This is a genomic window from Streptomyces sp. RLB3-17 (genome assembly GCF_007113425.2).
In the GTDB taxonomy this organism is placed as follows: Bacteria; Actinomycetota; Actinomycetes; order Streptomycetales; family Streptomycetaceae; genus Streptomyces; species Streptomyces mirabilis_D.
This window is the reverse complement of record NZ_CP041610.2, coordinates 8,125,271-8,151,976: the sequence shown is the minus strand read 5'-3', so window position 1 is coordinate 8,151,976 and position 26,706 is coordinate 8,125,271. Positions and strand designations below refer to the sequence as shown.

The following is a 26,706-nucleotide window of genomic DNA, read 5'->3' as shown; positions in this document are numbered from 1 at the left end:
TCATCGGCCGAGCAGCTCCCGCAGACGGGTGCGGAAGGAGGGCGCCCTCCTGGTCCGGTGGCCGTGCACCCGGGGGTCGTCCGTGACGTCGTACCGCTTCACATAGGCCCCCAAGAAGGCCTGGAGGGTGGCGACCGCGGGGATGGCGATCAGGGCGCCGACGGCCCCGAGGAGGGCGGTGCCCGCGATGACCGAGCCGAAGGCGACCGCGGGGTGGATGTCCACGGTCTTGGCGGTCAGCTTGGGCTGCAGTACGTAGTTCTCGAACTGCTGGTAGACCACGACGAAGATCAGCACCCACAGCGCGTACCAGGGGTCGATGGTGAAGGCGATCAGCATCGGCAGGGCGCCTGCGAGATACGTACCGATGGTGGGGATGAACTGCGAGACCAGACCCACCCAGACGGCGAGCACGGGCGCGTAGGGCACGCCCAGGGCCTGCAGCAGGATGTAGTGCGCGATGCCGGAGATCAGCGCCATCAGACCGCGCGAGTACAGATAGCCGCCGGTCTTGTCGACGGCTATCTCCCACGCGCGCAGCACCTCGGCCTGTCGCGCGGGTGGCAGCACCGAGCACAACGCGCGCCGCAGCCGGGGCCCGTCGGCCGCGAAGTAGAACGAGAACAGCGTGATCGTCAGCAGCTTGAAGAGACCGCCGAGCACCTGCGCGGACACGTCCAGGACGCCGGTCGCGCTGTTCTGCACGTACTTCCGCAGCCAGTCGGAGTGCACCAGGCTGTCCCGGACGTCCACCCGTCTCACGTGGGTGTGGAAGCTCGAGTTGATCCAGTTGATCACCGAGTCCAGGTACTCGGGGAAGCCCTCGATCATCTTGACGATCTGACCCGCGAGCATCGAGCCGAGCAGCGTGACGAATCCGGCCGTCGCGATCAGCAGACCGAAGAAGACGAGGAAGGTGGCCAGCCCCCGGCGCATACCGTACGAGGCCATCCAGCTCACCGCGGGCTCGATGGCGAGCGCCAGGAAGAACGCGATCAGAATGTTGATCAACAGCCCGATGAGCTGGTGGAACGCCCAACTGCCCAGTTGGAACAGGGCGACGAGGGTGAGCGCGAGCACCATCGCGCGCGGCAGCCAGCGCGGCATGCGCGCGCTCTGCCCGGGGGCGTCCCCGCCCGGGGGCGAAGTGGGCGGCGTCGTGCCGAAGGGGGATGTCTGCTGGTCGACCTGCGCGGTCTCGTCTGTCGGGGCCACGGGGCAAGTGTCGCCGACTCCACCGACATTCTGTGCCCCGCCCCGGATCTTCGGGGTCCGTCAGCGGTTTTCGTACGGAACGTTCATGGTCGCGCACACCACGCGCCATACGTCCTTGGCCTCCCAGCCGGCGTTCAGCGCCTCGTGCACGGTCCGTCCGCCTAGCTCCGTCATCACATGATCGCGCGCGAAGGTGTCGGCGTACGCCTCACCGAAGTGATCCGCCATCCGCTGCCAGAAGACCGTCAACCGCATGACTCCAGTATCCCGCCCCTGAGAGTGGGCCCGGGCCGAGGCCCCTCGCCGAGACCGCTTTCCGTCCTACGGTCTGAGACATGGCCGAATCAGGAGCATCCCCACTCCCCCCGACGCCCCCGGCGCACACCCCGCTCTCGCGCGCCGAGCACTTCATCTGGCTCACCGCACGCGTGCTGGAGCAGCGCCGTTTCGCGTACCACTTCCTGAACAGCGACGTCGGCGCCGCCGACGCGGTGGAGACCGCGCTGGCCGCCTACCGCAACGACGACGAGGGATACGGTCACGCGCTCGAACCCGATCTCCGCGGCCCGGTCAGCCAGCCGCTGCACACCGGGCACGCGCTGCGGGTCCTGGACTCGATCGGGCGGTGCGGCGGACAGCGCGTGGAGCGCGTGTGCCGCTACTTGACCTCGGTGTCGACGGCGGACGGCGCACTGCCGGCGATCCATCCCACTCAGCGTGGCTATCCGCACGCTCCTTTCGTGCCCGTCGTCGACGACCCGCCGAGCGAACTCCTCGCCACCGGGCCCGTGGTGGGCCTGCTGCACCGCAACGAGGTGTGGCACGCCTGGCTGTTCCGGGCCACCGACTTCTGCTGGCGGGCGGTCGAGTCCCTGGACAAGTCCCACCCGTACGAGATCGAGGCGGCCGTGGCCTTCCTGGACTCCGCCCCCGACCGCCCGCGCGCGGAGGCCGCCGCCGACCGGCTGGGCCGCCTGGTGCGCGAGCACCGGCTCGCGGCACTGGACCCGGCGCACCTGGAGGCGTTCCCGGTGGCGCCCGGATACGCGCCGGACGAGCACCACTTCCCGCACGACTACGCGAAGACCCCGGGGTCGCTCGCGCGCGCATGGTTCACCGACGAGGAGATGGCGCGCTCGCTCGACTTCCTGGTGGGCGAGCAGCGTGAGGACGGCGGCTGGCCGATCCGCTGGCGCCAGTGGGCACCGGGTACCGCCCTGGAGTGCCGCCCCATGGTGACGATCGAGGCCCTGCGCACCCTACGGGCGTACGGACGGCCCATCGGTTGAGCGCCCCCGACGGTTCCCGGCCCGCACACACGCGTGCGGGCCGTCCGCGTACCGGGCGTCAGCCTGTCAGCGCCCGCACTCCCGCCGTCACGACCACCGCCGCGCCGACCACGAGCAGGAAGGGGGCGCGCAGGAGCAGGGCGACGGCGGCCGCGGCGAGTCCTGCGACCTTCGCGTCCACGACCAGGACGCGCCCGTCGGCGAAGGTCTGCTGAGCCGTGAGCGCGGCCAGGAGGGCGACGGGCAGCAGAGCGGCGAGGCGCTTGACGAGCGGCCGCTCCAGGACGCCGTCGGGGACCAGCAGGCCGATGAGCTTGACGGCGTAGCAGCCGACGGCGGTCGCCCCGATCGCGATCCAGATGTTCAACGGTCGTCCCTCGGTGCGTCGTTGTCGGCCTTCATACGACCGCCGGACTTCGGAGCGCGTCGCCCCTCTATGTAGAGGGCGGCGGGAGCGGCCAGCGCCGCCACCAGGACGGGGACTCCGGCGGGCAGCACCGGCAGCAGACCGAGCCCCAGAAGAACCGCGGCACCGGCGACCGCGCGCTCCGTGGTGGTCTTCAGCATCGGTGCGAGCAGCGCGAGGAAGACGGCGGGCCCGGCGGCGTCCAGCCCCCACGCGTCGGTGTCCCCGATGGCCTCGGCCCCGACGGCGCCCAGCAGCGTCGTGAGGTTCCACAGCACGTACAGGGTGAGCCCGGTGACGGTGAAGCCGATCCGGACACTGCGGCGGGTGGGCTGGGCGAGCGCGACGGCCGTGGTCTCGTCGATGACCCACTGCGCGGCGAACGGACGCACCGCGCGCGGGAGGGCCAGCAGTTGTGACAGCCGCAGTCCGTAGAACGCGTTGCGCACCCCGAGGAAGAACGCGCCCGCGGCCGCCGTGAGCGGGTTGCCGCCGCCTGCGAGCGCGCCCACGAGCGCGAACTGCGAGGCACCGGTGAACACCAGGAGGCTGAGCGCGCAGGTCTGCAGCACGGTGAGCCCGCTGCCGGCCGAGGTCACTCCGAAGGCGAAACCGGACAGTCCGACGGCGACCCCGACTCCCAGGGCGTCCCGGACGACGGCCGCGTCGGGTTTTCCGCCGCCTTCTTCACTGCGTATGTCTGTGAGAGCTGTCTGTTCTGCCACACCCCTGACGGTAGGTACGGCCGCCCGTCGACGTCTTGTACGTTCTTGCGCTCGCGCTGGTAGGCGCCCGGAGGCACGCCCACGATCCGGGTGAAGTGACGGTTGAGATGGGGCTGGTCGGTGAAGCCGACGGCGACGGCCGCCTCGGCGGGCGCGGAACCGGCGTCCAGGAGGTGGCGTGCCCGGCGTACCCGGGCGTCGGTCAGCCAGGTGTGGGGCGGCATGCCGTAGGTCTCGCGGAACGCGCGCAGCAGGGCGAACGGGCTGGTGCCGAGGTCGGCGGCGAGCCGTTCCAGAGTCGGAGGCTCGGCCATCCGCTCCTCCAGCACGGCACGCGCGCGTGCGGCGACACGGGCGCCCGCGGTGTGCACACCGCGCTGCGGCAGCGGACCGCCGTTCAGGCGCAGCAGCCGGGTCACCGCAACCCGGAGCAGCGTGTCGGCCGCGAGCGCGTTGCCCTCCTCCGCGGCCCGAAGCACTTCGTGCACCAGACCCGCCGCGTACGGATCGTCGAGCACCGGGCTGACGAATCCGGGGGTTCCACGGATCGTGGTGGTCTCCGCGGCGATCTCCGCCACCAGCTCGGGCGAGGGGTACACCGCCCCGTACCGCCAGCCCTCGGGAACACCCGCCCGGCCCGTGTGCGGGGTGTCGGGGTTGACCAGCGCGAGCGCGCCCGGACCCGCGTACTGGTCGGCGCCGCCGTGGTGGAAGACCTCGACACCGTCGGAGATGGCGGCGATCACGAAGTTCTCGTGGGTGTGCCGCACAAAGATCTTCTCGACGAACCGCGCTCGCAGCAGATCGACACCCGGCAGCTCCGGGTACCGCCAGTGCCGCGCCCGCTCCTGCCCCGAACCTGCCACCCATTCATTCTCCGCCATGACACCGCGGGACCGGCTCGGGTGGTGCACCCCCACGCTGCCGTCGGCACGCCCACGGCGGGGTGAGGGGGCGTGTCGGGGGGTGTCCGCCCGCAGCGGCTGGCGCGTCAACGCCGCCAAGTCGGTGATCGACCGATTCCGCGCCTGACCGAGGACGGATCCCCCCCCCGGCGCGGCCCCGCCCCGTCACCGAGCCGCAGGCGTCCCACTAGGCCACCGGCCACATTTCCGCAGGTCAGAGTGATTGTCAGTGGCGGGGTGCAGGATGGACGCATGGTCAGCTCCGCACACCGAGCCCTGGACGGCTTCTCACCCGCGACCCGCGGCTGGTTCACGGGGGCCTTCTCCGCGCCCACCGCGGCCCAGGCCGGCGCGTGGAAGGCCATCGGCGAGGGCTCGGACGTGCTGGTGGTCGCCCCGACCGGCTCCGGCAAGACCCTGGCCGCGTTCCTCGCCGCACTCGACCAGCTGGCCTCCACCCCGCCCCCGGCCGACCCCAGGAAGCGCTGCCGGGTGCTGTACGTATCGCCGCTCAAGGCCCTCGCGGTGGACGTGGAGCGGAATCTGCGCAGCCCTCTGACCGGCATCCGGCAGGAGTCGGTGCGCCTCGGGCTGCCCGAGCCCGAGGTGAAGGTCGGCATCCGCTCCGGCGACACCCCCGCCGCCGAGCGCCGCGCGCTGGCCACCCGCCCGCCGGACATCCTGATCACGACCCCCGAATCGCTGTTCCTGATGCTGACGTCGGCGACGCGCGACGCGCTGACCGGTATCGAGACGGTGATCCTGGACGAGGTGCACGCGGTCGCGGGCACCAAGCGCGGCGCCCATCTCGCGCTCACCCTGGAGCGCCTCGACGAGCTGCTGCCCAGGCCGGCGCGCCGCATCGGCCTCTCCGCGACGGTGCGTCCGGTGGACGAGGTGGCGCGCTATCTCTCGCCCCGCCGCAAGGTGGAGATCGTCCAACCGCCGTCGGGCAAGGAATTCGACCTCTCCGTGGTCGTCCCGGTCGAGGACCTGGGCGAGCTCGGCGGCTCCCCGGTCGCCGACGGCGGCGAGGGCGCGGAGAAGCCCTCCATCTGGCCTCATGTCGAGGAGCGGATCGCCGACCTCGTCCAGTCCCACCGCTCCACGATCGTGTTCGCCAACTCCCGCCGCCTGGCGGAGCGCCTGTGCAACCGGCTGAATGAGATCGCGTACGAGCGGGCAACAGGCGAACCCCTCGCGGAGGCGCACGCCCCGGCCCAGCTGATGGGGGGCTCCGGCGCGGCCCAGGGGGCGCCGCCCGTCATCGCGCGGGCCCACCACGGCTCGGTCTCCAAGGAGCAGCGGGCCCTGGTCGAGGAGGACCTGAAGGCGGGACGCCTGCCCGCCGTGGTCGCCACCTCCAGCCTCGAACTCGGCATCGACATGGGCGCGGTCGACCTCGTCGTCCAGGTCGAGTCACCGCCTTCCGTGGCGTCCGGCCTCCAGCGCGTGGGCCGCGCGGGCCACCAGGTCGGCGCGGTGTCCACCGGCGTCGTCTTCCCCAAGTACCGCGGCGACCTGGTCCAGGCGGCGGTGGTCACCGAGCGGATGCGCACCGGCTCCATCGAGTCCCTGCGGGTCCCCGCCAACCCCTTGGACGTGCTGGCGCAGCAGCTCGTCGCCATGACCGCACTCGACACCTGGCAGGTCGACGACCTGCTCGCCACCGTCCGCAGGGCGGCGCCCTTCGCCTCGCTCCCCGAGTCGGCGTTCACGGCCGTGCTCGACATGCTCGCCGGCCGCTATCCGTCCGACGCCTTCGCGGAGCTCAGGCCCCGCGTGGTGTGGGACCGCGTCGCGGGTACGATCACGGGCCGCCCCGGCGCTCAGCGCCTCGCCGTCACCTCCGGCGGGACCATCCCCGACCGCGGGCTGTTCGGGGTCTTCCTCGCGGGATCCGACCCCAAGAAGGGCGGCGGCCGGGTCGGTGAGCTCGACGAGGAGATGGTCTACGAGTCCCGCGTCGGGGACGTCTTCACGCTCGGCACGAGTTCCTGGCGCATCGAGGACATCACCCGCGACCGCGTCCTGGTCTCCCCCGCCCCCGGTGTCCCGGGCCGGCTCCCCTTCTGGAAGGGCGACCAACTTGGCCGCCCTCTCGAACTCGGCCGGGCGGTCGGCGCGTTCCTCCGCGAAGTGGGCTCGCTCCCCAAGGACGACGCCCGCCTGCGGCTGCTCGCCGCGGGACTGGACGCCTGGGCCGCCGACAACGTGCTGTCGTACCTCACCGAACAGCGCGAGGCGTGCGGGCACGTCCCGGACGACCGCACGATCGTCGTCGAGCGGTTCCGTGACGAACTGGGCGACTGGCGGGTGGTCGTGCACTCTCCCTTCGGCGCCCAGGTGCACGCCCCCTGGGCCCTCGCGCTGGGCGCCCGCCTCTCCGAGCGCTACGGCATGGACGCCCAGGTCATGCACGCCGACGACGGCATCGTGCTGCGCCTGCCCGACGCCGACGTGATGGGCCTGGACCTGCTCGACCAGGAGCCCATGAAGCTGGGCACGGAGTACGACACGGAGCAGGCGCCCGTCGGCGCGGCGGACGTCGCCTTCGACAAGGGCGAGGTCGACCAGATCGTCACCGACCAGGTGGGCGGCTCGGCACTGTTCGCGGCCCGGTTCCGCGAGTGCGCGGCCCGCGCCCTGCTGCTGCCGCGCCGCAGCCCGGGAAAGCGCACCCCGCTGTGGCAGCAGCGGCAGCGCGCCGCCCAACTGCTCCAGGTGGCCAGCGAGTTCGGATCGTTCCCGATCGTCCTGGAGGCGGTCCGCGAATGCCTCCAGGACGTCTTCGACGTCCCCGGGCTCACCGAGCTGATGGGCGACATCGAGTCCCGCAAGGTGCGGCTCGTCGAGGTCACCACGCCCGAGCCCTCCCCCTTCGCCCGCTCGCTCCTGTTCGGATACGTCGCCCAGTTCCTGTACGAGGGCGACTCCCCGCTCGCCGAGCGGCGCGCCGCCGCCCTGTCCCTGGACTCCCGCCTGCTGGCCGAGCTCCTGGGCCAGGCCGAGCTGCGCGAGCTGCTCGACGCCGAGGTACTGACCGAGCTGGAGCGGGAACTCCAGTGGCGCACCGAGGACCGCCGGGTCAAGGACGCCGAAGGCGTCGCCGACCTGCTGCGCCTGCTGGGCCCGCTCACGGACGCCGACCTGGCCGAGCGCGGCGCCGAGCCGCAGTGGGCCAAGGAGCTGGCCTCCGCCCGCCGCGCCATCAAGGTCCGTATCGCCGGCGCCGACCACTGGGCGGCCATCGAGGACGCCGGCCGCCTGCGGGACGCTTTGGGCACGGCGCTGCCCGTCGGCGTCCCCGAGGCCTTCACGGAGCCGGTCAAGGACCCGCTCGGCGACCTCCTCGCGCGCTATGCCCGTACCCACGGCCCGTTCACCTCCACCACCGCCGCCGCCCGCTTCGGTCTCGGCACGGCCGTCACGGACGGAGCACTGCAACGCCTCGCGGCGAACGGCCGCGTCGTCCAGGGGGAGTTCCATCCGGCGGGCATCGGCCAGGAGTGGTGCGACGCGGCCGTGCTGCGCAGACTGCGGCGCCGTTCGCTCGCGGCCCTGCGCCACGAGTTGGAGCCTGTGCCGCCCGCCGCACTCGCACAGTTCCTGCCGCAGTGGCAGCACGTCGACAGCGGGCACGGGCTGCGCGGCATCGACGGACTGGTGCGCGCCATCGAGCAGTTGCAGGGCGCCTCGGTGCCCGCCTCCGCCCTGGAGAAGCTGGTCCTGCCCTCCCGCGTCTCCGGTTACGCCCCCGCGCTGCTCGACGAACTCACGGCCGCCGGAGAGGTGCTCTGGGCCGGGGCCGGGGCGCTGCCGGGCAAGGACGGCTGGGTCTCGCTCTATCTCGCGGACGCGGCCCCGCTGCTCCTCCCGGACCCGCACCCCCTGGAGCTGACCGCCCTGCACCAGTCGGTGCTGGACGCCCTCTCCGGGGGCTATGGCCTGTTCTTCCGCCAGATCACCGACCAGGTCCGCGCCACCACCCACCCCGACGCCACCGATCCCCAACTCGCCGACACGATCTGGGACCTGGCCTGGTCCGGTCGGCTCACGAACGACACGCTCGCACCGATGCGCGCGCTCCTGGGTTCGGGTCGCACCGCCGGGTCCACGGCACACCGCGCCAAACGCACGGTGCCGCGCGGCCGCTACGGCTCCCTGACCGGCGCCGCACGCCCCCAGTCCCGTACGGGCCCGCCGACGGTGGCCGGCCGCTGGTCGCTGCTCCCCGCCCGGGAGCCCGACGCCACCGTGCGCGCCCACGCCCTGGCCCGCACACTGCTCGACCGGCACGGCGTGGTGACCCGGGGCGCCGTCGCCGCGGAAGGGGTCGAGGGCGGCTTCTCCGCCGTGTACCGCATCCTGTCCGCCTTCGAGGACAGCGGCCAGGCCCGTCGGGGTTACGTGGTGGAAGGACTGGGTGCCGCCCAGTTCGCGATGGACGGAGCGGTGGACCGCCTGCGCGCGGCGGCGAACGCACGGGACCGGGGCGAATCCCTGACCGCCCAGGACCCCCGGGACAGCTTCCCGGGGGACGCCTTCCCGGCGCCGGCCGGTTTCCCGGACACCCCCGGCCGCTCCCACACCAACGGCTTCCCCGAAGGCCGCGACCCCGCGCACACCAACGGCTTCCCCGGCGGCCACGACGATCCCGCGCACACCCACGCCTTCCCCGACGACCTCGACCTCGACGCGACGAGCCCCCTGGGTTTCCCCGAGGCCGAGGACTCCGCCTTCGCCGGCCACCACGGCTTCGCGAGCGACCCCGCGCTCTCCCCCAACCGGTTCCGAGCCCGTTCCTCGTCCCGGGCCACCTCCCAGGCCGTGGTCCTGGCCGCCGCCGACCCCGCGAACGCCTACGGCGCGGCCCTTTCCTGGCCCGAGCCCCCCACCGGCGCCGGGCACAAGCCGGGCCGTAAGGCGGGCTCCCTGGTGGTGCTCGTCGACGGCGAGCTGACGCTGTACATGGAGCGCGGCGGCAAGACCCTGCTGGCCTGGCCCTCGGACCCGGACGGCTCGATCATGGAGGACGCCCGTCTGCGTGCCGCCGCCGAAGCCCTCGCCGCGGCCGCCCTCGCGGGCTCCCTCGGCACGGTCACGGTGGAGCGCGTCAACGGCGCCTCCGCCCTGACATCACCGTTCGGCACCCTCCTGGAAGGTGCCGGCTTCATCGCGACCCCCCGCGGCCTGCGCCTGCGCGCCTGAGCACCCCACCCACACGCACCCCACGTACCCGCATCCCACCCGACCCCGCCCCCACCCCGCCGCACCCCCCCCCCACTCGTGCCACCCTGGAACCCATGCCCGAAGGAGACACCGTCTGGCAAGCCGCGAGGCGGCTGCACACCGCCCTCGCGGGCAAGGTGCTGACCCGCTCCGATCTGCGGGTGCCCAAGTACGCCACCGCCGACCTCACCGGCCGCACCGTCCTGGACGTCACCCCGCGCGGCAAGCACCTCCTCACCCGGATCGAGGGCGGCCTGACCCTGCACTCGCATCTGCGGATGGACGGCTCCTGGAAGGTGTACGCGAACGGCCGGCGCTGGAGCGGCGGCCCCGCCCACCAGATCCGGGCCATCCTCGGCACCGCGGACCGCACGGCCGTCGGCTACCGGCTCCCCGTCCTGGAGTTGCTCCGCACCGCGGACGAGGACCGCGCCGTCGGCCACCTCGGCCCCGACCTCCTCGGCCCGGACTGGAACCCCGACAGCGCCTTGGAGAACCTCCTCCAAGACCCCGCCCGCTCCCTCGGCGAGGCCCTCCTCGACCAGCGCAACCTCGCCGGGATCGGCAATGTCTACAAGAGCGAGCTGTGCTTCCTCCTCCGGGTCACCCCCTGGCTGCCCATCGGTGAGCTTCCCGCCGACCGCGCCACCCTGCTCCCGGCCCTGGCCAAGAAGCTCCTGGAGACCAACCGCGACCGCCCGACCCGCATCACCACCGGCCGCCGCGACCAGAACCTCTTCGTGTACGGCCGCGCACCCCGCCCCTGTCTGCGCTGTGGCACCTCGATCCGCCGGGCCGACCAGGGCGACGGCTCCCGAGAGCGCCCCACGTACTGGTGCCCGACGTGCCAGACGGGCCCGACTCCGACCCCGGGCCGTATCCCGCCCTCCGAGCGCCGGACCCTCCCGTAGAACTACCCGCCGTACAACTCCCCGCCGCTCAACTATCTCCTCGCCGTACGACCAACTCCTTGCCGTACAACTAATTGACGGACCGTCAGAAACCCTCGTACCGTCCCTTCATGCCCGTCAAGGCGTACGACCTCACCGGACGCACCGCATTCGTCACCGGCGCCGCCAGCGGGATCGGCCGCGCGTCAGCCGTCCTGCTGGCGGAGGCGGGGGCCGCCGTCCACTGCGCGGACCGGGACCCGCAGGGCCTGCACGAGACGGCGACCCTCATCAAGGCCCAGGGCGGTACGGCCCACACACATCCGCTCGACGTCGGCGACCGTGCGCAGCTCCGACAGGCCGTCGCGTCCTGCGAACGGCTCGACGTCATGGCGGCGATCGCCGGGATCATGCACAGCAGCCCGGTCCTGGAGACCCGGGACGAGGACCTCGACCGCGTGCTGGGCGTCAACTTCAAGGGCGTGCTGTACGCCTGCCAGGAGGCCGCCCGCCTCATGATCGAGAAGAGCGTCCGCGGGAGCATCATCACGATGGCGTCCGGCGCCATCGACACCGGCGGCCCCGGCCTGCTCTGCTACGGCGCGTCGAAGGCGGCCGTCGTGCAGCTGACGAAGACCCTGGCGACCGAGATCGGCCCGCACGGCATCCGTGTCAACGCGGTCGCGCCCGGCTGGACACGCACGCCGATGACCGACCGTCACGGGGACGCCCAGGCGCGCACGGAAGCGGTCATGGCCCGGCTGTCGCCGCTCGGCCGGGTCGGCGAACCCGAGGACATCGCCCACGCCGTGCTGCACCTGGCCTCCGACGCCTCGGCGTTCACGACGGGGCAGATCCTGCGCCCGAACGGCGGCGTAGCGATGCCTTGGTAGCCCCCAGCAGCACCCCCACGCCGCCGCCCCGGGCATCCGCCCTGCGACATCTCCCCCATGCACCCGCCCCCGCTGAGCCCAGCCCCTCCCGCGCCGAGCCCCAGGCACCACGCGCCCCCAAACGCGCCGCACCCGCCCCCGCCCCCTGCCACCAAGCGCCCCGCCGCTACGAAGCCCCCGGCTCGCGCCCCCCACGCGCCCCACGCCGTAGCCACCCCTCCCGCCGCCCGTGCGCCCCGGCGCCGGCGCGCACGGCCTCCGCCTTCGGCACACAGTGCACCGGTAGCAGGCTCAACCCCCATCCCCCGGCCACGACCGCCCCTTCCAGCGCCCCGGCATCAGGCGCCAGCGCGAGCCGGAGGACACCCCACCACCACAGCGCACCGAGCCCCAGCGCTGCCCCCCAGCGCGCTATCCGCCCTGCCATGGTGTCCACCTCCAGCCCGAAGCTAGACCCGCGCTCTCACCCACCGACAGGGCGCACCAACGGCACAGAGGCGCACCCAAGGCACATCCGAAGCCGGCCATGGCGCCCCGCGGCCCCCACGGAGCGCCCGGCGGTCACCACCGTGAGCCGCCCACCTCCGGGCGTCACCCGTTCTCCGCCTGGAACATCCAGTGATGCTTCTCGAGGTCGGCGGTGATCTGGATGAAGATGTCCTGACTCACCGGATCGGCTTCGCCCGTCGCGTCCACCCGCACCCGCATCCGGCTGATCACCGCGCTCAGCGCGTCCACGAGCTCCCCCACGGCGTCGCTGTCCTTGATCCAGCCCTCGGGCGTCACACCGATGCCGCTGGTGGTGGCCACGGTCGCGGCCCGTCCGTCGGGCGGGACCCCGAGCGTCGAGGCGCGCTCCGCCACCGTGTCGGAGTGCAGCCGTGCGGTGTCCACGACCTCGTCGAGCTGGAGGTGGATGGAGCGGAAACGCGGTCCGACCACGTTCCAGTGGACCTGCTTCGCGACCAAGGAGAGATCCACCAGGTCGACCAGCGCTCCCTGGAGGGCGCCGGACACGGTCTTAAGATCCGCGTCGGACAACGGGCTCTTCACGACGTACATCGGGATTCTCCGATCCACTCGACCTCATCAACAACGGCCTCATCCATCACGACCTCATCAACCATGGCATAGACGCACAATTCGGGTCACCTGGAGCGAGTGGACCCGGACACAGCGAAAGCCCCGGCCGAAACCGCTCCAGGCTTCCCTGGAGCAGCCCCGGCCGGGGCTTTCACAAGCATGCTCAGCTCATGAGCGAGAACTCGTGAGCGTCAGGCGGCGACGACGTCGACCGCCTCGGCTGGCGCCTTGATGGTGACCCGTTCCGGTGGTACGCCGGTGACCGATACGGAATTCAGCATCGGACGGCGCACCGGTGTGGGCACCGGCTCGGTGGCCGCTGCAGACTGGGCCAGCTCGGCGAGAGCGAGCTCGTCGCTCACTTCCCGCATGAGCTCGGACATCCGTACGTCCAGCGCGTCGCAGATGGCGGAGAGCAGCTCGGAGGATGCCTCCTTCTGCCCCCGCTCCACCTCGGAGAGATAGCCGAGTGAAACTCGGGCGGACGAGGAGACTTCGCGCAGAGTACGGCCCTGGCGCTGGCGCTGCCGACGCAGCACGTCACCAAGCAGGCGACGGAGCAGAATCATCGGTGGCTCCCTCCTCGGACCGCGTAGCCGCATCCTTCACGCCCCACCGTACCGCCTTGCGCCGCGGCCGTGCGGGGAGCGATGTCGTGTTCACTCAGGGCTGCAAACATCAAAACCCCCCGTTCTGTTCCGTATCCTGTGCCCGCTCATTCCCGGTCTGTTCGCCCGCCAGCTCCTTCAGGAGCAGTGCGAGTACGCTCCGTACACTCTCCATACGGATTTCCGTCCGGTCGCCGTTCAACCGCAGCGGTATCACTTTCCCGCCGCCGGCAGCATGAAAAGATGCTCGGGACGGCCCGTCGACGGCCACGAAAACGGTCCCGACCGGCTGCCCGTCCTGGGGTTCGGGACCGGCGACACCGGTGGTCGCGATCCCCCAGTCCGCGCCGAGCGCCTTGCGCACCCCGGCCGCCATCTGGGCCGCGACCTGCGGATCCACCGCACCACGCTCGGCCAACAGAGTGACGTCGACTCCCAGCAGTTCGTGCTTGAGTTCGGTGGCGTACGCCGTCACGGAGCCTCGGAAGGCCTGGGAGGCCCCGGGCGTCGCGGTGATCTCCGCCGCCACCAGACCGCCGGTCAGCGACTCGGCGACGGCGAGCGTCTCGCCCCTCACCGTGAGTAGTCGCAGCACTTCGGCGGCCGTAGAACTCACCGTTCCGCCTCCTCGGCCGCCGCCTGTCGCTCGGCGATCCCGCTCCTGCGCAGCACAACGGCCTGTCTTACGTAGTCGAGCCCGGTGACGACGGTCAGGACGACCGCCACGGCCATCACCCAGAACCTCAGGGTGGCCAGCGGCCCCGTCAGCGCCAGGACGTACATCCCGACCGCGGTGCCCTGCGCGAGGGTCTTCAGCTTGCCGCCACGGCTGGCCGGAATGACCCCGTAGCGGATCACCAGGAAACGCATCAGAGTGATCCCGAGCTCGCGCCCGAGGATCACTCCCGTCACCCACCACGGCAGATCACCGAGGTAGGACAGGCAGACCAGCGCCGCACCCATGATCGCCTTGTCGGCGATGGGGTCAGCGATCTTCCCGAAGTCGGTGACCAGGTTGTACGTACGCGCCAGGTGCCCGTCGAAGATGTCGGTGATCATGGCGACGGCGAAGGCCGCCCACGCCCAGGCACGCCAAGCGGGGTCGTACCCGCCGTCGGCCAGCATCAGCGCCACGAAGCCCGGCACCAGAACGAGCCGGATCATGGTCAGGATGTTCGCGATGTTCCAGAGGCTGGCCTGATTGACGGCCACAGCGCCCAGCTTCCCGCCCCGCGCCGGCTTGGAGCCCCCGGGAACGCCGGGAGCGCCCGCCGCGCCGTTCGCGCTGGGGGAGCCGCCCGCCGCGGACGCCGGGGCTCCGGTCATCTGGCCGCCTCCTCAGTACACGGGAGCGAGCCCAGGAGCGGCTCGGCCACCAGGTCGACACCTTCCGTACCGACCACCTTGGCCTCGACGATACGGCCCACCGTCAGGCCTTCGCCGCTCGTGAACTGCACCTGACCGTCGGTCTCGGGCGCCTGGTGCGCGGCACGGCCGACCGCACCCCACTCCTCCCCGTCGACGGAGCCGACCGACTCGACGAGCACATGGACGGTCTCACCGACGCGCTCCTCGGCGCGCTGCGCGACCAGCTCCTCGGCGAGCCGGGACACGCGCGCGAGGCGCTCGTCGACCACGTCCTGGTCGAGCTTGTTCTCGTATGTCGCCGCCTCCGTGCCGTCCTCGTCGGAGTACCCGAAGACGCCGATGGCGTCGAGGCGCGCACCCGTGAGGAAGCGCTCCAGCTCCGCGAGGTCGGCCTCGGTCTCGCCGGGGAAGCCCACGATGAAGTTGGACCGCACGCCGGCCTGCGGGGCCTTGGAGCGGATGGTGTCGAGCAGCTCCAGGAAGCGGTCCGTGTCGCCGAAGCGCCGCATCGCGCGCAGCACGTCGGGCGCGGAGTGCTGGAAGGACAGGTCGAAGTAGGGCGCGATGTTCGGCGTGGAGGTCAGCACGTCGATGAGCCCGGGGCGCATCTCGGCGGGCTGGAGGTAGCTCACGCGCACGCGCTCGATGCCGTCGATCTCGGCGAGCTCGGGCAGCATGGTCTCCAGGAGGCGGATGTCGCCCAGGTCCTTGCCGTACGAGGTGTTGTTCTCGGAGACCAGCATGATCTCCTTGACGCCCTGCTCGGCCAGCCAGCGGGTCTCGTTCAGCACGTCGCTGGGGCGGCGCGAGATGAAGGAGCCGCGGAAGGACGGGATGGCGCAGAAGGAGCAGCGCCGGTCGCAGCCGGAGGCGAGCTTCACCGAGGCCACCGGGGAGCCGTCCAGGCGGCGGCGCAGAGGCGCACGCGGGCCGGAGACCGGGGCGACGCCCTCGGGGAGGTCCGAGGGGGCGCCGTGGCCGGGAAGGGCCACCTCCTCGCCCGCGCTCTGCCGCTCGGCGGGGCTGATCGGCAGCAGTTTGCGCCGGTCGCGGGGGGTGTGGGAGGCGTGGATGCCGCCGTTCAGGATGGTCTGGAGGCGGTCCGAGATGTCCGCGTAGTCGTCGAAGCCGAGCACACCGTCGGCCTCGGGGAGGGCCTCGGCGAGCTCCTTGCCGTACCGCTCGGCCATGCAGCCCACCGCCACGACGGCCTGGGTTCTGCCATGCCCCTTGAGGTCATTGGCTTCCAGGAGGGCGTCGACGGAGTCCTTCTTGGCGGCTTCGACGAAGCCACAGGTGTTGACGACGGCGACGTCCGCTTCTTCGGCGTCCTCCACGAGTTGCCAGCCGTCCGCCTCCAAGCGGCCTGCGAGCTCCTCCGAGTCCACCTCGTTACGGGCGCAGCCAAGGGTGACGAGTGCGACGGTACGGCGTTCAGGCATGGGCTCAAGACTACTTTGTCTCACTGACAGCCCACGTCGACGGGGTTGGCCGATCTTGGCCAACCCCGTACCCGCCTGTGCGGTGAGCCCTTTGTGCGCCCGCTTCGTGAGCCCGTTGTGCGACCCTCACGGCCGTCCGAAGTCATCCGACGACGGGGTCGCCCTTCGTGTACGTCAGTCGCTCGACCTGGCCGGGCTGGAACTGGTCTTCGATCTTCTTGCCGTTCACGTACAGCTTGATGGCGCCCGCGTCGCCGAGGACCAGGTCGATCTTCGTCTTGTCCTGGAAGGTCTTCGACTCGCCCTGCTTGAGCAGACCGTCGAAGAGGAGTCGGCCGTTGTGGTCCTTGGCGGAGATCCAGCTGCGCCCGTCGGGGGCGCTCACCTGGACGGTCACCTTGTCCTGCGGGGCCGCCGCGATGGCGCTGTCGGTGGGCTCGGGCTTCGGGTCGGCGGGCTTGCTGATCTTGGGGCTGGCCGAGGTGGTGGACGTACTGGCGGTCGGTGTGGAGCCTTCGGCGACCGACGACTTCGCGTCGCTCCCACCGTTGCCCTTGACCACGGTGAACCCGACGAAGCCGATCACGGCGACGATCGCCGCGACCATGGCGGCGGTCCAGTTCGGCCCGCGGCGCTCGGGACGGATGCGTTCCGCCTCGAACATCGGGGCGGCAGGGGTGGGCGCGGGTCGCCCGCCGTGTTCGGCGTCGTAGCGGGCGAGCAGCGGGGCCGGATCGATGTGCACCGCCCGGGCCAGCGTCCGGATGTGGCCGCGCGCGTACACATCACCGCCGCAGGGGGCGAAGTCGTCCTGCTCGATCGCGTGCACGATGGCGATACGGACCCGGGTGGCGTTGCTGACGTCGTCAACGGTCAGTCCTGCCTCGATGCGGGCCTGCCGCAGGGCACGACCGACCGAGAGGCCTTCTTCGCGGTGCTCTTCGAACGGGCGCTCGTCTTCAGGGGAGTTGCCGTCAGGGAAGTTGCCGATGGACACGGGGGCGCCTTTCGAGCGTGTAGCCACCTGTGCTGGAGGTTCAGTTTAGGGGGGGTACGAAAGGGTGGGGCAACCGGGCGGTGGGACTTTGTACGCCATCAGAATGGCCGGTCACCCTGATGTTGGGACAGGGACCTGTCCCCTCGCTCAACTTGACGTACGACGAAGGGAAACGGTTGCCCGTATTTCCCTTACGGGTGAGTCACGTTCGAATATCCACGTGTCACGGAGCGAACCGTCCGCGCCATGACCGAGCCGCCGAGATCTCACCCGTACGGTGACCGACCTGTCCCGTTTTCCTCCGCCAAAAGCTCTACGCTTCAGCTTCCCCACGAATCACGGCGAGCACTCCATCCAGCTCGTCGGCCTTCACCAGAACATCACGCGCCTTGGATCCCTCGCTGGGCCCGACGATGCCGCGGGACTCCATGAGGTCCATCAGCCGCCCTGCCTTGGCGAAGCCGACCCGCAGCTTGCGCTGGAGCATCGAGGTGGACCCGAACTGCGAGGTGACGACCAGTTCGGCGGCGGCGCACAGCAGGTCGAGGTCGTCGCCGATGTCCTCGTCGATCTCCTTCTTCTGCTTGGTGCCCACGGTGACGTCGTCCCGGAAGACCGGCGCCATCTGGTCCTTGCAGTGCTGCACGATGGCCGCGACCTCGTCCTCGGTGACGAAGGCACCCTGCATACGGGTGGGCTTGTTGGCCCCCATCGGCAGGAAGAGCCCGTCACCCTTGCCGATCAGCTTCTCGGCGCCCGGCTGGTCGAGGATGACGCGCGAGTCCGCCAGCGACGACGTGGCGAAGGCGAGCCGGGACGGCACGTTCGCCTTGATCAGACCGGTGACGACGTCCACGGACGGCCGCTGCGTGGCGAGCACCAGGTGGATGCCGGCGGCACGCGCGAGCTGCGTGATGCGCACGATCGCGTCCTCGACGTCGCGCGGGGCGACCATCATCAGGTCGGCGAGCTCGTCGACGATCACCAGCAGATACGGGTACGGAGTCAGCTCGCGCTCGCTGCCCTCGGGCAGCTTCACCTTGCCGTTCCTGATGGCCTCGTTGAAGTCGTCGATGTGCCGGTAGCCGAACGCCGCGAGGTCGTCGTAGCGCAGATCCATCTCCCGTACGACCCACTGCAGCGCCTCGGCGGCCCGCTTCGGGTTGGTGATGATCGGCGTGATCAGGTGCGGGATGCCCTCGTAGGCGGTCAGCTCGACCCGCTTGGGGTCGACGAGGACCATCCGGACGTCCTCGGGGGTCGCCCGCACCATGACGGACGTAATCAGGCAGTTAATGCACGAGGATTTACCGGAACCGGTGGCTCCGGCCACGAGCACGTGCGGCATCTTCGCCAGGTTGGCCATCACATAGCCGCCCTCGACGTCCTTGCCGAGCGCGACCAGCATCGGGTGGTCGTCCTCCGCCGCGTCCGCGAGGCGCAGCACGTCACCGAGGTTGACCATCTCGCGGTCGGTGTTGGGGATCTCGATGCCGACCGCCGACTTGCCGGGGATCGGACTGATGATTCGCACGTCGGGGCTTGCGACGGCGTACGCGATGTTCTTGGTGAGCGCCGTGATCCGCTCGACCTTCACGGCGGGGCCGAGCTCGACCTCGTAGCGCGTGACCGTCGGACCACGCGTGAAGCCGGTGACGGCGGCGTCGACCTTGAACTCCATGAAGACGTTCTGGAGCGAGGCGACCACGGCGTCATTGGCTGCGCTGCGCGTCTTGCCGGGGCCGCCGCGCTCCAGGAGGTCGAGCGACGGCAGGGAGTAGGTGATGTCGCCGGAGAGCTGGAGCTGCTCCGCGCGCGGGGGCAGGTCGCGGGGCGCGTCAGGCGCGGACTTGGTGAGGTCGGGCACGACGGACTCGACGGCCAGGGCCTCCTGCTTGGGCCGCTTGGCGCCCGGGACGACCTTGGCGCGCGCGGCCGGCACCGGGGTCGTCTCCTCGTAGCCGTCACGCTCCGCCGTGACGCCCTGCGTCAGATCGGCGACCAGCGGGGAGGGCGGCATCCCGTGCAGCACGGCGCCGTCGAGCGCGGCGGCGGCCGCCGCGGCGACGTCCACCGCGTCCATGGGCCGGTTCATGTCGGGCTGCTGCACGCCGGGCCGCCGGGGACGGCCGCGGCGCTTGGTGAGCGCCTCCTCCTCCGCGTCGTACCCCTCAGGGGCGCGTGAACGCCGCCGGGAGCGGGCGGGAAGGGCCTCACGCCACTGCTCGTCGTAGCGCTCGTCGTCCTCGCCGAAGGCGTCCTCGTCGGGGTCGGCCTGGACGACGCCCAGCTTCTGCCCGAGGAGCCGCAGCCGCTGCGGGATCGCGTTGACAGGGGTCGCCGTGACGACCAGCAGGCCGAAGATCGTGAGCAGCACGAGCAACGGCACCGCGAGGACGTCACCCATCATGTACGTCAGCGGCGTCGACGCCCCCCAGCCGATGAGCCCGCCCGCGTCCCTTATCGCCTGCATGCCGTCGCTGCGCGCGGGCGCCCCGCAGGCGATGTGGACCTGGCCGAGCACGCCGATGACGAGCGCGGACAGGCCGATCACGATGCGACCGTTGGCCTCCGGCTTCTCGGGATGCAGGATGAAGCGGGCGGCGATGACCGCGAGCAGTATCGGCACCAGCAGGTCGAGGCGGCCGAAGGCACCCGTCACCAGCATCTCGACGAGGTCGCCGACGGGACCGTGCAGGTTGGACCAGGTGCCCGCCGCGACGATCAGCGCGATCCCGATCAGCAGCAGCGCGAGCCCGTCCTTGCGATGCGCCGGGTCGAGCCCCTTCGCGCCCCGTCCTATGCCGCGGAACATCGCGCCGACGGCGTGCGCGAGTCCCAGCCACACGGCGCGCACGAGCTTGTACACACCCGCGGTGGGGTTGGGCGCCGACGCGGGTGGGGCCTTCTTCGCCGCGACCTTCTTGGCGGGCGCCTTCTTGGCGGCTGCCTTTTTCGCGGGGGCCTTCTTCGCCGGAGCCTTCGTCGGAGCGGCCGCCTTCTTCGCGGGCGGCTTCTTGGCTGCGGACTGACGTGAGGCCATGAGTGTGAGGTTACCGGTGGAGACGACAGCGGACACGTGTGCCTACTGCTTCACCCGTTCGTGTCGCCCGCACCAGGGAGCAGAACTGACGCGCGCTCACCGCGAACGGCGGACTCCTCGAAGGTCAGTTCTGCGACGGCACCGACGGTGCGCCGCTTCCCGTGCCCGGCTCCAACGCGTCCAGCGCCCGGCGCAGTCCCGTGAGTTTGCGTTCGAGATGGGCCGCGGTCGCCACCGCCGCCGCGTCCGCCGAGTCGTCGTCGAGCTGTTTGGACAGCGCCTCGGCCTGCTCCTCAACGGCCGCGAGCCGCGCGGAGAGTTCGGCGAGGAGACCGGCCGGCTCCTTGGCCGAGCCGAGCGCCGTCTTGCCGCCGCCCTCCAGCTGCAGACGCAGCAGCGCTGCCTGCTCGCGCAGTTGGCAGTTCTTCATGTAGAGCTCGACGAAGACGGAGACCTTCGCACGCAGCACCCATGGGTCGAACGGCTTGGAGATGTAGTCCACCGCACCCGCCGCGTACCCCCGGAAGGTGTGGTGCGGGCCGTGGTTGATCGCCGTGAGAAAGATGATCGGGATGTCCCGAGTCCGTTCACGCCGCTTGATGTGCGCCGCGGTTTCGAAACCGTCCATTCCAGGCATCTGGACGTCCAGCAGAATGACCGCGAAGTCGTCGGTCAGTAGCGCTTTGAGCGCTTCCTCTCCGGACGATGCCCGTACCAGTGTCTGATCGAGCGCGGAGAGGATCGCCTCCAGCGCCAGCAGATTCTCCGGCCGGTCATCGACCAGAAGGATCTTGGCCTTCTGCACCATGGCCCGCCCTCCTCGCCCCGGCAGTGCACCGGGCGCCGCCCCAGAGGACGACTCCCTTGCGTCGCCCGTCCTTGTGCCGGTCATGGTAGCCGCACCCCGCCTGTCGCCACACCCTGTCACCGCGATGTCACTGTGCACGTAGCAGAAACGTAGCGGGAGACCAGAAGGTTCCCCGAATCCCGCACTTCTACACGGCCTCGGCCACCGTCAGTTATACGACGTCGGGCGCCCCGCGCCGCCGGCTCGGCGCGCACAGCACGGCCTCCCGGCCGCCGACACCACCCGGCGACACCCATCCCGCTCACTCCTCGCGCATCCACTGCTCCATCACGGAGAGCAGATGGTCGGGATCGACCGGCTTGGTCACATAGTCGGACGCGCCGGACTCGATGGCCTTCTCCCGGTCGCCCTTCATCGCCTTCGCCGTGAGCGCGATGATCGGCAGACCGGCGAACTGCGGCATCCGGCGAATCGCCGTCGTCGTGGCGTAGCCGTCCATCTCGGGCATCATGATGTCCATCAGGACGACCGTCACGTCGTCGTGCTGCTCCAGCACCTCGATGCCCTCACGGCCGTTCTCCGCGTACAACACCGACAGGCCGTGCTGCTCCAGGACGCTGGTGAGCGCGAACACGTTGCGGATGTCGTCGTCGACGATCAGCACCTTCTCGCCCTCGAACCGGATGCCTCGGCGCGGCTGCGGCGCCGCCTCCTGCTGTGCCCCGGCCGCCCACTGCTCCTGAGCGGCACCCGCGGCCCCGTTCGGCCCCGGCAGCCCCGGGCGCTGCTCGGTCGAGGGCAGCGCCCTGCGGCGCCGCCTGAAGAGCGCGGCGGGCCCGTTCTGCGTCTCCTGATACGACTTCACCTCGGCGGGCGTCTCGATGTCGACCCCGGACAGCTCCGCCTCCGAGGCGAGCAAGTCCCCGGCCTCCAGGGCGGGCGCGAGCTGCCCGTAGCCCTGCGGGGGCAGTTCGCTCGGGTGCAGCGGCAAATACAGCGTGAACGTCGAACCGCGCCCCGGCTCGCTCTGGGCGTGGATCTCACCGCCCAGCAGACGCGCGATCTCCCGCGAGATGGACAGCCCCAGACCCGTACCGCCGTACTTCCTGCTCGTCGTACCGTCCGCCTGCTTGAAGGCCTCGAAAATCACCCGCATCTTGCTGGCGGCGATCCCGATGCCGGTGTCGGTCACCGAGAACGCGATCAGACCGGCGTCCGCGTCCTGCAGCGAACCCGCCTCCAGGAGCTGCTCCCGGATCGCCACCGGGACATCCGCGCCGGCGGGCCGGATCACCAATTCGACCGCTCCGGAGTCAGTGAACTTCACCGCGTTGGAGAGCAGGTTGCGCAGCACCTGAAGGAGGCGCTGCTCGTCGGTGTGCAGCGTGGCGGGCAGTTCCGGCGACACCCGCACGGAGAAGTCGAGGCCCTTCTCCGCGGTCAGCGGACGGAAAGTGGCCTCTACGTAGTCGACGAGTTGGACCAGCGCGATGCGGGTCGGCGACACGTCCATCTTGCCCGCCTCGACCTTCGACAGATCGAGGATGTCGTTGATCAGCTGGAGCAGGTCGGAACCCGCTCCGTGGATCGTTTCCGCGAACTCGACCTGCTTCGGCGTCAGGTTCGACTCGGCGTTGTCGGCGAGCAACTTCGCGAGAATCAGCAGGGAGTTGAGCGGCGTCCGCAGCTCGTGCGACATGTTCGCCAGGAACTCGCTCTTGTAGCGCATGGAGACCGCGAGCTGCTCGGCACGCTCCTCCAGGACCTGCCGCGCCTCCTCGATCTCGGTGTTCTTGACCTCGATGTCGCGGTTCTGCTGGGCCAGCAGCTCGGCCTTGTCCTCCAGTTCCGCGTTGGAGTCCTGAAGGGCCTTCTGCCGGTTCTCCAACTCCGCCGAGCGCTCCCGCAGCTGCTCGGTGAGCTCCTGCGACTGCTTGAGCAGCACCTCCGTCTTGGTGTTGACGGAGATGGTGTTGACGCTCGTCGCGATCATCTCGGCGATCTGGTTCAGGAAGTCCTTCTGGATCTGCGTGAACGGCGTGAAGGACGCCAGCTCGATCACACCCAGCACGGTCCCCTCGAAGAGCACCGGAAGCACGATCACCTGCGCCGGGGGCGCCTCGCCGAGCCCGGACGAGATCTTCAGGTAGCCGCTCGGCGCGTTCTCCACCAGGATCGTGCGCTTCTCCTGCGCGGCCGTCCCGATCAGCGCCTCACCGGGCCGGAACGACGTCGGCATGGAGCCCATCGAGTAGCCGTACGAGCCGAGCATGCGCAGCTCGTACGCGTCCTCGTCGTTGCCCGCCTCCTTGCCGTCGACCAGCGGCATGGAGAGGAAGAACGCGCCGTGCTGCGCCGAGACCACCGGCGTCAGCTCACTCATGATCAGCGAGGCCACGTCGTCGAGGTCGCGGCGCCCCTGCATCAGGGCGGAGATACGGGCGAGGTTGCCCTTGAGCCAGTCCTGTTCCTTGTTGGCGATGGTGGTGTCGCGCAGGTTGGCGATCATCTTGTTGATGTAGTCCTGAAGTTCCTGGATCTCGCCCGAGGCGTCCACGTCGATCTTCAGGTTCAGGTCGCCGCGGGTCACCGCGGTCGCCACGCGCGCGATGGCACGCACCTGCCGGGTCAGGTTCCCGGCCATCTCGTTCACCGACTCGGTGAGGTCGCGCCAGGTGCCGTCGACGTCACGCACGCGTGCCTGGCCGCCCAGTTGCCCCTCGGTACCCACCTCGCGGGCGACTCGGGTGACCTCCTCGGCGAAGGACGACAGCTGGTCGACCATCGTGTTGATGGTGGTCTTCAGCTCCAGGATCTCGCCGCGCGCGTCGATGTCGATCTTCTTGGTGAGGTCGCCCTTGGCGATGGCCGTCGTGACCATCGCGATGTTGCGCACCTGACCGGTCAGGTTGGACGCCATCCCGTTCACGGACTCGGTGAGGTCCTTCCACGTACCGGCCACACCCGGGACGTGCGCCTGCCCGCCGAGGATGCCGTCCGTGCCCACCTCCCGGGCCACCTTGGTGACCTGGTCGGCGAACGAACTCAGCGTCTTCACCATGGTGTTGAAGGTGTCGGCGAGCTGCGCGACCTCGCCGCGCGCCTCGATCGTCACCGTACGGGTCAGATCGCCGTTGGCGACGGCCGCGGCGACCTGGGAGATGTTGCGCACCTGCATGGTCAGGTTGTTGGCCATCAGGTTCACGTTGTTGCTGAGGTCCTTCCAGATGCCCGTGACACCGGGCACATGGGCCTGCCCGCCGAGGATGCCCTCGGTGCCCACCTCGCGGGCCACCCGGGTCACCTGCTCGGCGAAGGACGACAGCTGGTCCACCATCGTGTTGACGGTGGTGACGAGTTCGAGGATCTCGCCCTTGGCGTCGACGGTGATCTTCTTCGACAGGTCGCCCATGGCGACCGCCGTCGTGACCTCGGCGATGTTGCGGACCTGGATGGTCAGGTTGTTCGCCATGAAGTTCACGGACTGCGTGAGGTCCTTCCAGGTGCCGGAGACACCCTGCACCTCGGCCTGACCGCCGAGCATGCCCTCCGTGCCCACTTCACGGGCCACCCGCGTCACCTGCTCGGCGAAGTTCGAGAGCTGGTCCACCATCGTGTTGAGGGTGTTCTTCAGCTCCAGGATCTCGCCGCGCGCGTCCACGTCGATCTTCTGCGACAGGTCACCCCGCGCCACCGCGGTCGCGACCTGCGCGATGTTGCGCACCTGGGCGGTGAGGTTGCCCGCCATGCCGTTCACGGAGTCCGTCAGGTCGCGCCACACACCGGCGACGCCGGGCACCTGCGCCTGACCGCCGAGACGGCCCTCCGTACCCACCTCACGGGCCACCCGCGTCACCTGGTCCGCGAAGGCGGAGAGCTGGTCGACCATCGTGTTGATGGTGTTCTTCAGCTCCAGGATCTCGCCACGCGCGTCCACGTCGATCTTCTGCGACAGGTCACCCCGCGCCACCGCCGTGGTGACCTGGGCGATCTGCCGTACCTGCGAGGTCAGGTTCCCCGCCATGAAGTTGACGGAGTCGGTGAGTTCCTTCCACGTGCCGGACACGCCGTCCACGCGGGCCTGACCGCCGAGGCGGCCCTCCGTGCCCACGTCCCGGGCCATCCGCGTCACCTGGTCGGCGAACGAGGACAGCTGATCCACCATCGTGTTGACGGTGTTCTTCAGCTGGAGCATCTCTCCGGAGACGTCGACCGTCACCTTCTGCGACAGGTCACCGTTCGCGACCGCCGTCGTCACCTGCGCGATGTTGCGGACCTGGCCCGTCAGGTTCCGGAACGCCGTGTTGACGGAGTCGGTGAGGTCCTTCCACGTACCGGCCACACCCGGCACCTGCGCCTGGCCGCCCAGTTCACCCTCGACACCGACCTCGCGCGCCACGCGCGTGACCTCGACACCGAACGACGACAGCTGGTCGACCATCGTGTTGACGGTGTTCTTCAGCTCCAGCATCTCGCCGGCCACGTCGACGGTGACCTTCTGCGACAGATCACCGTTGGCCACCGCCGTCGTCACCGCGGCGATGTCGCGCACCTGGGTCGTGAGGTTCCGGAAGACCGTGTTGACGGAGTCCGTCAGGTCCTTCCACGTCCCCGCCGCGCCCGGCACGTTCGCCTGACCGCCGAGCCGCCCCTCGCCACCGACCTCGTTGGCCACACGCGTGACCTCGTCCGCGAACGTCCGCAGCGTCTCGGTCATCTGGTTGATCGTCTCGGCGAGCTGCGCGACCTCGCCGCGTGCGGAAACGGTCACCTTCTGCGAAAGGTCACCGCTCGCGACGGCCGTCGTCACCTGAGCGATCCCGCGCACCTGAGCCGTGAGGTTGCCGGCCATCAGGTTCACCGAATCGGTGAGGTCCTTCCACACTCCGGCCACACCGGGCACCTGCGCCTGGCCGCCGAGCTCGCCCTCGGTGCCCACCTCACGTGCGACACGCGTCACCTCGGAGGAGAACGAGGACAGCTGATCCACCATGGTGTTGACGGTGTTCTTCAGCTCCAGCATCTCGCCGGCCACATGAACCGTGACCTTCCGGGACAAGTCGCCCTTCGCGACCGCCGTCGTCACGAGAGCGATGTCACGTACCTGAGCCGTCAGCCGGTACGCCATGGTGTTGACCGAATCCGTGAGGTCCTTCCACGAACCGGACATTCCACGCACCCGGGCCTGCCCGCCCAGTTTGCCCTCGGTGCCCACCTCGCTGGCCACCCGCGTGACCTCGTCGGTGAACGTCGACAGCTGGTCGACCAGGTTGTTGACCGTCCGTCCGACCTTCAGGAACTCCCCGCGCAGAGGATGCCCGTTGCCGTCCGCCGCCTGCGCCCGCAGTTCCATACGCGGCGACAGATCGCCCTCCGCCACCGCGGACAGCACCCGGCCGACCTCGGAGACCGGTCGTACGAGGTCGTCGACGAGCGCGTTCGACGCGTCGATCGCGGCGCCCCAGGAACCCTCGCAGGCGCCCGACTCCAGCCGCTCCGTGAGCTTTCCCTCACGCCCGACCACCCGCCGCACCCGCGACAGCTCACCCGTCAGATGCAGATTCCGGTCCGCCACCTCGTTGAAGACAGCCGCGATCTCCGACATCACGCCATCACCGGAGACCGTGAGGCGCTTGCGGAAATTGCCGTCCCGCATCGACACCAGAGCCGTCAGCAGCCTGTTCAGGGCAGCCGTATCCACCTCGGTGGTGCCATTGCGTGGTGTGCGCCGGTTGTTCAGGGACTGTCCGTCTTCTGCGCGCGTCTTACCGCCCCGCGTCGCTGCGCCAGACTCCACTGTGT

At 70.5% G+C, this 26,706-nt stretch carries 19 protein-coding genes; 4 read left to right on the top strand and 15 right to left on the bottom strand.

Going from position 1 to position 26,706, the window contains the following annotated elements:
- Both FNV62_RS36770 and FNV62_RS36765 read right to left on the bottom strand, forming a co-directional pair.
- Window positions 1-1,215 (bottom strand): AI-2E family transporter, encoded by a 1,215-nt coding sequence (locus FNV62_RS36770; protein WP_143628371.1) that lies wholly within the window; start codon window positions 1,213-1,215, stop codon window positions 1-3.
- A gap of 60 nt (window positions 1,216-1,275) precedes the next feature.
- Entirely contained in the window at window positions 1,276-1,470 is a 195-nt protein-coding gene (locus FNV62_RS36765) for a DUF3046 domain-containing protein (RefSeq protein ID WP_054229842.1), read from the bottom strand.
- Between the two features lie 80 nt (window positions 1,471-1,550).
- Here FNV62_RS36765 and FNV62_RS36760 point away from each other — a divergent pair, with 80 nt between their 5' ends.
- Complete coding sequence (locus tag FNV62_RS36760) at window positions 1,551-2,504, top strand: hypothetical protein (RefSeq protein WP_143628369.1); 954 nt, start codon at window positions 1,551-1,553, stop codon at window positions 2,502-2,504.
- A 58-nt stretch (window positions 2,505-2,562) separates the two neighbouring features.
- On the opposite strand, the gene FNV62_RS36755 is transcribed toward FNV62_RS36760, so the two are convergent.
- From FNV62_RS36755 to FNV62_RS36745, 3 genes are read right to left on the bottom strand one after another with little or no spacing between them, the layout of a single operon-like run.
- On the bottom strand, window positions 2,563-2,871 hold the full coding sequence (locus FNV62_RS36755; protein ID WP_054229840.1) for an AzlD domain-containing protein: 309 nt from the start codon (window positions 2,869-2,871) through the stop codon (window positions 2,563-2,565).
- Entirely contained in the window at window positions 2,868-3,608 is a 741-nt protein-coding gene (locus FNV62_RS36750) for an AzlC family ABC transporter permease (RefSeq protein ID WP_164331960.1), read from the bottom strand. The genes FNV62_RS36755 and FNV62_RS36750 overlap by 4 nt, the downstream gene beginning before the upstream one ends.
- Window positions 3,506-4,501: an AraC family transcriptional regulator gene (locus FNV62_RS36745; RefSeq protein ID WP_164331820.1), complete on the bottom strand. Its 996-nt coding sequence runs from the start codon at window positions 4,499-4,501 to the stop codon at window positions 3,506-3,508. Before FNV62_RS36745 ends, FNV62_RS36750 begins: the two co-directional genes overlap by 103 nt.
- 291 nt (window positions 4,502-4,792) lie before the next feature.
- Here FNV62_RS36745 and FNV62_RS36740 point away from each other — a divergent pair, with 291 nt between their 5' ends.
- The 3 genes from FNV62_RS36740 (at window position 4,793) to FNV62_RS36730 (ending at window position 11,555) form a co-directional block, all read left to right on the top strand.
- Window positions 4,793-9,751: an ATP-dependent helicase gene (locus FNV62_RS36740; RefSeq protein WP_143628367.1), complete on the top strand. Its 4,959-nt coding sequence runs from the start codon at window positions 4,793-4,795 to the stop codon at window positions 9,749-9,751.
- A 95-nt stretch (window positions 9,752-9,846) separates the two neighbouring features.
- Window positions 9,847-10,683: a DNA-formamidopyrimidine glycosylase family protein gene (locus tag FNV62_RS36735; RefSeq protein ID WP_097286483.1), complete on the top strand. Its 837-nt coding sequence runs from the start codon at window positions 9,847-9,849 to the stop codon at window positions 10,681-10,683.
- Between the two features lie 110 nt (window positions 10,684-10,793).
- The gene (locus FNV62_RS36730) at window positions 10,794-11,555 is read left to right on the top strand and encodes an SDR family NAD(P)-dependent oxidoreductase (RefSeq protein WP_060901153.1); all 762 of its coding nucleotides are present in this window, start codon (window positions 10,794-10,796) and stop codon (window positions 11,553-11,555) included.
- 166 nt (window positions 11,556-11,721) lie between these two features.
- Here FNV62_RS36730 and FNV62_RS56000 read toward each other — a convergent pair whose 3' ends face one another.
- The 10 genes from FNV62_RS56000 to FNV62_RS36685 all read right to left on the bottom strand — a co-directional run bounded on the left by FNV62_RS56000 (window position 11,722) and on the right by FNV62_RS36685 (window position 26,701).
- A complete protein-coding gene (locus FNV62_RS56000; RefSeq protein ID WP_097286482.1) occupies window positions 11,722-11,982 on the bottom strand; it encodes a hypothetical protein in 261 nt (86 codons plus the stop codon).
- 164 nt (window positions 11,983-12,146) lie between these two features.
- Window positions 12,147-12,617 carry a Dps family protein gene (locus FNV62_RS36725; protein ID WP_097286481.1) on the bottom strand — a complete coding sequence of 157 codons (471 nt, stop codon included), beginning with the start codon at window positions 12,615-12,617 and terminating at the stop codon, window positions 12,147-12,149.
- A 212-nt stretch (window positions 12,618-12,829) separates the two neighbouring features.
- Window positions 12,830-13,207 (bottom strand): helix-turn-helix domain-containing protein, encoded by a 378-nt coding sequence (locus FNV62_RS36720; protein WP_054228608.1) that lies wholly within the window; start codon window positions 13,205-13,207, stop codon window positions 12,830-12,832.
- 109 nt (window positions 13,208-13,316) lie between these two features.
- Complete coding sequence (locus FNV62_RS36715) at window positions 13,317-13,862, bottom strand: CinA family protein (protein ID WP_143603104.1); 546 nt, start codon at window positions 13,860-13,862, stop codon at window positions 13,317-13,319.
- Entirely contained in the window at window positions 13,859-14,572 is a 714-nt protein-coding gene (gene pgsA / locus FNV62_RS36710; protein WP_097286479.1) for a CDP-diacylglycerol--glycerol-3-phosphate 3-phosphatidyltransferase, read from the bottom strand. The genes FNV62_RS36715 and pgsA overlap by 4 nt, the downstream gene beginning before the upstream one ends.
- On the bottom strand, window positions 14,569-16,056 hold the full coding sequence (gene rimO, locus FNV62_RS36705) for a 30S ribosomal protein S12 methylthiotransferase RimO (RefSeq protein WP_097286478.1): 1,488 nt from the start codon (window positions 16,054-16,056) through the stop codon (window positions 14,569-14,571). The genes pgsA and rimO overlap by 4 nt, the downstream gene beginning before the upstream one ends.
- Window positions 16,057-16,198: 142 nt before the next feature.
- A complete protein-coding gene (locus FNV62_RS36700) occupies window positions 16,199-17,053 on the bottom strand; it encodes a helix-turn-helix domain-containing protein (protein WP_054228612.1) in 855 nt (284 codons plus the stop codon).
- 313 nt (window positions 17,054-17,366) lie between these two features.
- Complete coding sequence (locus FNV62_RS36695; RefSeq protein ID WP_143603103.1) at window positions 17,367-20,096, bottom strand: DNA translocase FtsK; 2,730 nt, start codon at window positions 20,094-20,096, stop codon at window positions 17,367-17,369.
- A gap of 124 nt (window positions 20,097-20,220) precedes the next feature.
- Window positions 20,221-20,904 (bottom strand): two-component system response regulator, encoded by a 684-nt coding sequence (locus FNV62_RS36690; RefSeq protein ID WP_054228614.1) that lies wholly within the window; start codon window positions 20,902-20,904, stop codon window positions 20,221-20,223.
- A gap of 301 nt (window positions 20,905-21,205) precedes the next feature.
- Window positions 21,206-26,701: a HAMP domain-containing protein gene (locus tag FNV62_RS36685; RefSeq protein ID WP_107309081.1), complete on the bottom strand. Its 5,496-nt coding sequence runs from the start codon at window positions 26,699-26,701 to the stop codon at window positions 21,206-21,208.
- Window positions 26,702-26,706 lie beyond the last annotated feature (5 nt).

What these genes read in the sequence shown, in the direction of transcription:
- FNV62_RS36765 (WP_054229842.1), bottom strand. Translation starts at nt 1,470, where the DNA reads ATGCGGTTGACGGTCTTCTGGCAGCGGATGGCGGATCACTTCGGTGAG.
- FNV62_RS36760 (WP_143628369.1), top strand. Translation starts at nt 1,551, where the DNA reads ATGGCCGAATCAGGAGCATCCCCACTCCCCCCGACGCCCCCGGCGCAC.
- FNV62_RS36740 (WP_143628367.1), top strand. Translation starts at nt 4,793, where the DNA reads ATGGTCAGCTCCGCACACCGAGCCCTGGACGGCTTCTCACCCGCGACC.
- FNV62_RS36735 (WP_097286483.1), top strand. Translation starts at nt 9,847, where the DNA reads ATGCCCGAAGGAGACACCGTCTGGCAAGCCGCGAGGCGGCTGCACACC.
- FNV62_RS36730 (WP_060901153.1), top strand. Translation starts at nt 10,794, where the DNA reads ATGCCCGTCAAGGCGTACGACCTCACCGGACGCACCGCATTCGTCACC.
- FNV62_RS56000 (WP_097286482.1), bottom strand. Translation starts at nt 11,982, where the DNA reads ATGGCAGGGCGGATAGCGCGCTGGGGGGCAGCGCTGGGGCTCGGTGCG.
- FNV62_RS36725 (WP_097286481.1), bottom strand. Translation starts at nt 12,617, where the DNA reads ATGTACGTCGTGAAGAGCCCGTTGTCCGACGCGGATCTTAAGACCGTG.
- FNV62_RS36720 (WP_054228608.1), bottom strand. Translation starts at nt 13,207, where the DNA reads ATGATTCTGCTCCGTCGCCTGCTTGGTGACGTGCTGCGTCGGCAGCGC.
- pgsA (WP_097286479.1), bottom strand. Translation starts at nt 14,572, where the DNA reads ATGACCGGAGCCCCGGCGTCCGCGGCGGGCGGCTCCCCCAGCGCGAAC.
- rimO (WP_097286478.1), bottom strand. Translation starts at nt 16,056, where the DNA reads ATGCCTGAACGCCGTACCGTCGCACTCGTCACCCTTGGCTGCGCCCGT.
- FNV62_RS36695 (WP_143603103.1), bottom strand. Translation starts at nt 20,096, where the DNA reads ATGGCCTCACGTCAGTCCGCAGCCAAGAAGCCGCCCGCGAAGAAGGCG.
- FNV62_RS36690 (WP_054228614.1), bottom strand. Translation starts at nt 20,904, where the DNA reads ATGGTGCAGAAGGCCAAGATCCTTCTGGTCGATGACCGGCCGGAGAAT.